This window comes from Pseudomonadota bacterium, assembly GCA_010028905.1.
Taxonomy (GTDB): domain Bacteria; phylum Vulcanimicrobiota; class Xenobia; order RGZZ01; family RGZZ01; genus RGZZ01.
On record RGZZ01000244.1, the window covers coordinates 1 to 7,530 of the forward strand.

The following is a 7,530-nucleotide window of genomic DNA, read 5'->3' on the forward strand; positions in this document are numbered from 1 at the left end:
CCGGCGATGTTCGAGAACTGCTTCTCGAGCGGCGTGGCCACGGCGGCGGCCATGGTCTGGGGGCTCGCGCCCGGCAGCTGCGCCGTGACGAGAATCGTGGGGAAGTCGACGTTGGGCAGCGCGTTGATGGGCAGCGTGCGCAGGCCCAGCACGCCGAACAGCAATATGGCGGCCATCACCAGGGTGGTCATGACGGGGCGCTTGATGAAGATCTCGCTGATGCTCATGCGCGCGCGCCGCCTCCATCGAGGAGGATGCGAGGCCGGGAGAGCCCTCTCCGGCCGCCGAAGCGCTCACTGATGCGCTCGATGTAGAGATAGACCACGGGCGTGATGAACAGGGTGAGAAGCTGCGACACGACGAGCCCGCCCACCACGGCGAGCCCCAGCGGCTGGCGGGCTTCCGCGCCTCCGCCCATGCTCACGGCGATGGGCAGGCTACCCATGATGGCCGCCACGGTGGTCATCGTGATGGGGCGGAAGCGCACCAGGCAGGCTTCCTCGATGGCTTCTGCCGGTGACTTTCCCTCGTTCCGCTCCGCCTCGAGGGCGTGGTCGATCATCATGATGGCGTTCTTCTTGACGATGCCGATGAGCATGAGCAGACCGAGGAATCCGTAGATGTCGAGGTCGACCTTGAACAGCATGAGGGTGGCAATGGCCCCCACGCCCGCCGAGGGCAGCCCGCTGAGGATCGTGATGGGGTGGGCGAAGCTCTCATACAAGATGCCGAGCACGATGTAGATCACCAGGATGGCCACGACGAGCAGCGTGAGCAGGCCTCCCACCGACGACTGGAAGGCCTGCGCGTTCCCCTGGAACGACGCGGTCACCCCGCGTGGCAAGGTCTCGCGGCAGAACCGCTGCACCTGTTCCACGACGCTTCCCAGCGACGTGCCGGGCGCAAGGTTGAACGAGATGGTGGCCGCGGGCAGCTGCCCCAGGTGGTTCACCAGCAGCGGCGCGAGACCTGTCTTGAGATGGGCGACGGTGCTCAGCGGAACCAGGCGGCCGTGGCTGCCGCGCACGTAGATCTTCGAGAGCACGGTGGGGTCTTTGTAGAACCGCGGCGCGACCTCGATGATGACCTTGTATTCGTCGCGCTCGGTGTAGATCGTGGAGATCTGCTGCGCGCCAAAGGCTTCGGCAAGCGCGGTGTCGATCTGGCGGGCGGTGAGACCCAGGGCCGAGGCCTTGTCCCGATCGATGACGAGGTCAGCCTCGAGGCTAGCGGTCTGCAGGTCGGTGGAGGCGTCCTGCACGCCGGGGATGTCGCGCATGCGCGCGAGAAGCTTGTCGGCGCCGCTGTAGAGCGCCTTCAGATCGAGGCTCTGCACGGTGCACTGGTACAGCCCCTTGGTCATCATGCCGCCGATGCGAATCGAGGGCGGGTTCTGCATGAACGCCTTGATGCCCACGACGCGCGAGAACTGGCGGCGCAGGTCTTGCGCCACCTGGTCGGCTGACATGGTGCGCTGGTTGCGCGGCTTCAGGGTGACGAAGAGCCGGCCGGCGTTGCCCGTGTTGCTGGCTCCTCCCACGCCGACCGCGCACATGAAGTTGTTCACCGCCGGATGCCGGGCAATGATGTCGGAGAGCTCGCGCTGATGCGCCTGCATCGCGTCGAACGAGATGTCTTGCGGCCCTTCGGTGGAGATCATGATCTGGTTCGTGTCGACGGTGGGGATGAAGCCCTTCGAGCACATGCCGAAGAGCTTCACGGTGAGCCAGACGAGTGCGATCGACGCGACGAGAACCACGAAGCGGAATCGCAGCGTGATGCGCAGCAGCACGGCATACAGGTTGCGCATCTCGTCGAACACCGATTCGGTGATGCGGTACAAGCGGCCATGAGCAGGGGGGGCGGCCTTCAGCATCCGGCTGCAGAGCATGGGAATGAGGCTCACCGAGACGAATCCCGAGATGGCGATGGCGCAGGTGATGGTGATGGCGAACTCGCGAAAGAGGCGCCCGACGATGCCGCCCATGAAGATGATGGGGGTGAACACGGCGATGAGCGAGACGGTCATCGACACGATGGTGAACCCCACCTCTCGGGTGCCGTCGAGGGCGGCCAGCATCGGGGTCTTGCCCATCTCGATGTGGCGCACGATGTTCTCGAGCACCACGATGGCGTCATCGACGACGTAGCCCACCGAGAGCGTCAGCGCCATGAGCGACAGGTTGTTGAGCGAGAAGCCTAGCCACGCCATGCAGAAGAACGTGCCGAGCAGCGACAGGGGAAGCGAGAGGCTGGGGATGAGCGTGGCGACAGGGTTGCGCAGGAAGGCGAAGATGACGAGAACCACCAGCACCACCGTGATGCCCAGGGTGTGCTCGACGTCGGTCACCGACTCGCGGATGGTGAGGGAGCGGTCGTACAGCACTCCGAGCCGCACCGACCCAGGGATCTGATCGGCGAGGAGCCGCAGCTGCTTGTGCACGTTCTCGATGACCTGCACCGTGTTGGTGTTGGGCTGGCGCTGCACGGCGAGAACGATGGCGCGACCATCGCCTGTCCAGTTGGCCACCTTGTCGTTCTCGACGCTGTCGATGACGTCGGCCACCTGTTCGAGGCGCACCGGCACCCCGCGCCGCACGGCGACGATGAGCGGGCGGAACTGTGCCGCGTCGAACCGCTGGTCGTTGGCCTGCACGCTGTAGGCGAGGTGCTCTCCCTGGAGCGTTCCCGTCGGCTTCTTGACGCTGCCGGCCTGGATGGCCTGCGCCACCTGATCGATTCCGATGCCCAGCGCGGCCAGGCGGTCTGGGTTCACCTGCGCCCGCACGGCGTACTTCTTGGCGCCGAAGACACTGACCTGGGCCACGCCGTCGACCATCGAGATGCGCTGTGCGACCAGGGTCTCCGCGTAGTCGTCGACCACGTGGAGGGGCTGGGTCTTCGAGCTCAGGAAGAGGTACAGCACGGGGGCATCGGCCGGGTTCGCCTTGCGCACTGTTGGGCGCGTGGGCATGGGGGGCAGGAGGGGCATGGCCGTGGCCACGGCGGTCTGGACGTCCTGGGCGGCGGCGTCGATCTCGCGGGTGAGATTGAACTGGATGACGATGGTGGTCTGCCCGGTCGAGCTCGACGAACTGATGGAGTCGATGCCGGCGATGGTGGCGAACTGACGCTCGAGCGGGGTGGCCACGGTGGTGGCCATGGTCTCGGGGTTCGCCCCCGGCAGGTTCGCCATCACCATGAGGGTGGGGAAGTCGACCTGAGGGAGATCGCTGATGGGCAGCTGACGAAATCCCAGCACGCCGAACACGACGATGGCCAGCATGACCAGCGTGGTCATGACGGGACGGCGGATGAAGACCGCCGAGATGTTCACGGCTTGTGCACGCGCACCTTGGCGCCAGGCGTCAGCTGCAGCTGACCGTCGGTGACGACGGTCTCTCCCGCCTTCAAGCCTTCGGCGATGACGGCCTTGCCGTCGGCTCGCGTGTCGACCTTGACGGCGCGCGACGCCACCGTGTCGTCGCCGCTGAGCACGAACACGTAGTCGCCGCTCTGGCCGGGCTGCACGGCCTGTTCGGGCACGAGCACCACGTTGCGCTGGCTTCCGAGATGCAGCGTCACGTTGGCGTAGCGCCCCGGCCAGAGGCGATGATGCGGGTTGTCGAACGTGGCGCGAAGGGTGATGGTGCCCGTGCTTGTGTCGACGGCGTTGTCGATGAAGCTCACGCGGCCTCGTTCCTCTCCCTCCGTTCCCCCCACCGCGGCGGTCACGGCGATGGGCGCGATGCGCTGCGCGCGTCGAATGGCGGGCAGCTGCTTCTCGGGCACCGCGAATGCGATGTAGACCGGGGTGATCTCGTCGATGGTGATGAGCGGTGTCGGGTCGTTGGCCTTCACCACCGCGCCCGCGTAGAGGCTGAGGCTGCCGGTTCGCCCGTCCAGCGGTGCCCGGATGGTGGCGAAGCCGAGCTGCACCGTGGCGTTTCTCGCCACGGCCTCATCGGCGGCAAGATTCGATTCGAGGATCTTCACGCTGGCCGCGTCGACCTCGAGGGTGGCGCGAACCGACGCGATGGCGGCCGTGTCTGAATCGACGATGCCCTTCTGGCTTCGTGCGGCCGCGGCTTGCTGTTCGGCCTGCTCGGTGGTGACGTAGCCGCTCGCGAGCAGGCTGCCGTAGCGCTTGTCCTGCCGGACCGCATACGCGTAGCTGGCCTGATCTCGCGCGAGATTGGCCTCGGCCTGCCGGATGAGGCTGCGGTCCTTCGCAACCGTGAGCCTCGCCTGGGCGATCTGCGCGCGATCGCGCGCGATGGCGGCGTGGGCTTGATCGAGCGCGGCCTGCAGCGGACGGGGATCGACCTGGAAGAGCACCTGCCCCTTGCGCACGAAGTCACCTTGCTTGAAGACCACCGCCAGCAGCTGCCCGCCCACCTGCGATGTCACCGCCACGGTGCGGTGGGGCAGCACGTTGCCCACCGCCTGCAGCGTGTTGCTCACACTTCCGAGCTCGGCTCGCGCCACGGTGACCGGGATGACGGTCGGCCCCTTTCGGTCCGGGCCGCTCCCGCGTGTGGCCTCGCGCTGGCGCAGGAAGCGCAGGCCGCCGAACAGGCCTCCGCCCAGCACGATCAGCAGCAGCAGGACGCACCCCAGGCGCGCGATGCGCTGCTCGGCATTCGCGTAGGGAGGTCCTCCGCTCGGTTCCCCCGGGGAATCGGGGGGAGCGTCGGCTGAGGTGGGGGTGCTGCTCTGCTGTAGGGTGCTCATCTGTTCGGCTGTGGTGCGCGCGCGGCTTTGATTCGCACCTCGCCCCGAGGCGCACCTGCAGCGGCCTCTGTTTGTGAGCAGATCTTTATTCACCGTCTCGTGGCGGAAACGTCACCCGGAGATCTGATAGGAGGCACTCCCAGCCTCCCGAATCTTCCTGCTACAATGGGTTGAATTGGGCGGCCGCACGATGGCGCCCACAGGCGCGCGCTGCCCGATGGCAGCGCACAACACGCACAAGGTGAGTTTTTCTGATGACGAGGTTGCGATTCTCTCGGGTGGTCTCGGGGCTGCTCATGCTCACGGCCCTTCTCACGTCTGGCTGCACGCCCGACAGCCCCAAGAAGCAGCCGTCCGCGCCGGCGACGCAGACCGCGGCGGGAGGGCCGGGCTACAACGTCGTGCTGGTGTCATTCGACGCGATGCGGGCACGGGAGACCAGCCTGTTCGGCTATGCGCGCAAGACCACGCCCAACCTCGACAAGTTCGCCGAGTCGTGCATCGTCTTCAAGAATGCCATTGCGCCCGCCTCGTGGACCCTGCCCGCCACCATGGCCATCTTCACGGGCCTCTTCCCCTCGGTGCACGGGGTCGTGAACAAGCTCACGCTGGCGCCAGACGGCAAGCTGGTCGACTCCACCCTCAGCCCCACCGTCGGCACCTTGCCGCAGCTGCTCCACAAGGCGGGGTACATTCTCGGCGGCTTCACCGGTGACGCGGGGGTGAGCGCCCGCTTCGGCTTCGGGCGAGACTTCGACACGTTCGTCGATGACGTGAAGTTTGGGGGCTTCGACCACTCGCAGCCGCCTGCGGAGCAATGGCTCGAGGCGCACAAGGATCAGCGCTTCTTCATGTTCCTGCACGGCTATGACTGTCATGGGCAGTACGATCCGCCCCAGGGCTACAAGCGCGTCTTTGCCGCTGACTACAAGGGGTCGCTGAAGGGCGACAAGGAAGAGCAGGCGGGCTTTCGCGAGCGCGCGCTGCAGCACAAGTTCGACAGCCCGACCCACGAGCCGGGACTCACGCCCGCCGAGTTCTCGGAGGCCGACGCGCGTTTCTACCAGGCGCTCTACGACGAGAAGATCCAGCTGGCCGACGCCCACTTCGCCGCGTTCCTGAAGAAGCTCGACGCCCTCGGTCTCACCGACAAGACCATCATCGTGGTGGTTGCCGATCACGGCGAGGAGTTCATGGAGCACGGCAACATCGATCACGGCCCCACGCTGTATCAGGAGATGATTCACGTGCCGGTGCTGATGCGCATCCCCGGCATGGCCCCGCGGGTGGTGACGCAGCGCATCAGCTCGATGGACGCGCTTCCCACGGTTCTCGACGTGCTCAAGGTCGCAACCCCGCGTCTCGATGGCATGAGCCTGCTCCCCTTCCTCGAGGGGAAGACCACGGAGCTGCCCCCGGTCTACTCCGAGACCGACTACCGCCTCTTCAGCCACAAGCGCGCGCTGCTCGATGGCGACTACAAGATCATCCACTCCCTCGACACCGACCGGTGGGAGCTCTACAACCTCAAGGATGATCCGGACGAGCGCAAGCCCACCGATCCCCGTACGAGCGAGGTCGGGAAGGCCCTCATGCGGCGCCTCGACGACTGGGTCTCGAGCCTGCCGCGTCGCTATCAGGACTACGGCTCCGACCCGTCAAAGATCATCAAGATCTTCTGAGTCTGCGCCTCGCTCGATGGCGTGGCGCCCTCGCTATCACAGCCGAGCGAGCCATGCCAGTGCGGCGCGGTACTCGAAGAATGGCTTGTAGCCGTTGTCACGCACCCACTCGAGGGCCTTTCGCGCGTCGCTCGTTCGGCCCTCGATGGCCGCCTTGAGCCCGATGTAGCAACGCGCCTCGGTCTGCTTCTCGACGTCGGTGGCGGCATTCAGCAGCGCCGTCTCGTCGAGCTGGCCCGCCAGGTGCTGCACGCACGGGTAGGGCCAGTCGTGAGACAGGCGGTCGAGCCCGGTCTGCAGCAGCGCGGTGGCCTCTGAAGGGTGCTTGTCGAGGGTGTAGCCGAGGCTCCCGATGATCACTGAGTAGGGCGACTGGTACGATCTCCAGCCCGCGTGGGTGAGGAAGCTCTGGGCATCGGCGGCCGCACCTGCGCCGTTGCCCACGCACAGGGCGCACCAGTAGCGGCACACATAGGCGTTGCTCGAGGTGAGGCTGCGCGAGAGAATCGCGTTGCTCGTGTTCACGGCTTCCGCGAAGCTCCCCATCTTGTACTGGGTGAAGGCCACGTTCTCGAGGACGTCGGGATCGTTCGGGTGCAGCTTGTCTGCCTCGGTGAAGTCTTGCAGGGCGCGCGGGTAGTCGGCGAGCTCGTTGTTCGACAGGCCGCGGCCGACGTAGGCGTCGACCGACGGGACGATGGCGATGGCGCGGCTGTAGGCCGTGACAGCTTCGCTGTGGCGCTTCTGCTCACTCAGAACGGCGCCGAGCATGGTCCAGGCCTCGCTCCACGTGGGGACGGCGTCGACCGCCCGCTGCAGGTCTTCCCGAGCCGGTTCGTACTCTCCGAGATTGTATCGGGCCAGCCCGCGCGTGAAGAACTGCTCTGGCGTCGCTGGTGTGAGATCGAGGGCGGGGTCTCTGTCGATGACCTTCGGTGCGCCGCTCGCTGTGCTGAGAAGCGGGAGCCGCCGCGCGATGTGCGCGTCTTTGTGGCTCCAACCCTCGCACGTCACGGTGTAGGCCGCGGGGGCTGCGTTCGACGACAGGGAGTAGGGCTGCTCGGATGCGGCTGGGCACGTGGGCAGCCTGGCGAGGTAGTGCGGCGTGAGGTCT

5 protein-coding genes are annotated in these 7,530 nt (G+C 66.5%); 1 reads left to right on the forward strand and 4 read right to left on the reverse strand.

Features of this window, described 5'->3' with window-relative positions; translation table 11 throughout:
- The 3 genes from EB084_15570 to EB084_15580 form a co-directional block, all read right to left on the reverse strand.
- On the reverse strand, positions 1-227 hold a 227-nt coding region (locus EB084_15570; GenBank protein NDD29677.1), incomplete at its 3' end, for a hypothetical protein.
- Positions 224-3,337, reverse strand: coding sequence for an acriflavine resistance protein B (locus EB084_15575; GenBank protein NDD29678.1), 3,114 nt, complete (start codon positions 3,335-3,337; stop codon positions 224-226). The genes EB084_15570 and EB084_15575, both read right to left, overlap by 4 nt.
- Positions 3,334-4,734 carry an efflux RND transporter periplasmic adaptor subunit gene (locus EB084_15580; protein ID NDD29679.1) on the reverse strand — a complete coding sequence of 467 codons (1,401 nt, stop codon included), beginning with the start codon at positions 4,732-4,734 and terminating at the stop codon, positions 3,334-3,336. Before EB084_15580 ends, EB084_15575 begins: the two co-directional genes overlap by 4 nt.
- Positions 4,735-4,988: 254 nt before the next feature.
- Between EB084_15580 and EB084_15585 the strand changes: the two genes are divergently transcribed.
- Positions 4,989-6,416, forward strand: a complete 1,428-nt coding sequence (locus EB084_15585) for a hypothetical protein (GenBank protein NDD29680.1) — start codon at positions 4,989-4,991, stop codon at positions 6,414-6,416.
- Between the two features lie 36 nt (positions 6,417-6,452).
- Here EB084_15585 and EB084_15590 read toward each other — a convergent pair.
- On the reverse strand, positions 6,453-7,530 hold a 1,078-nt coding region (locus EB084_15590), incomplete at its 5' end, for a hypothetical protein (GenBank protein NDD29681.1).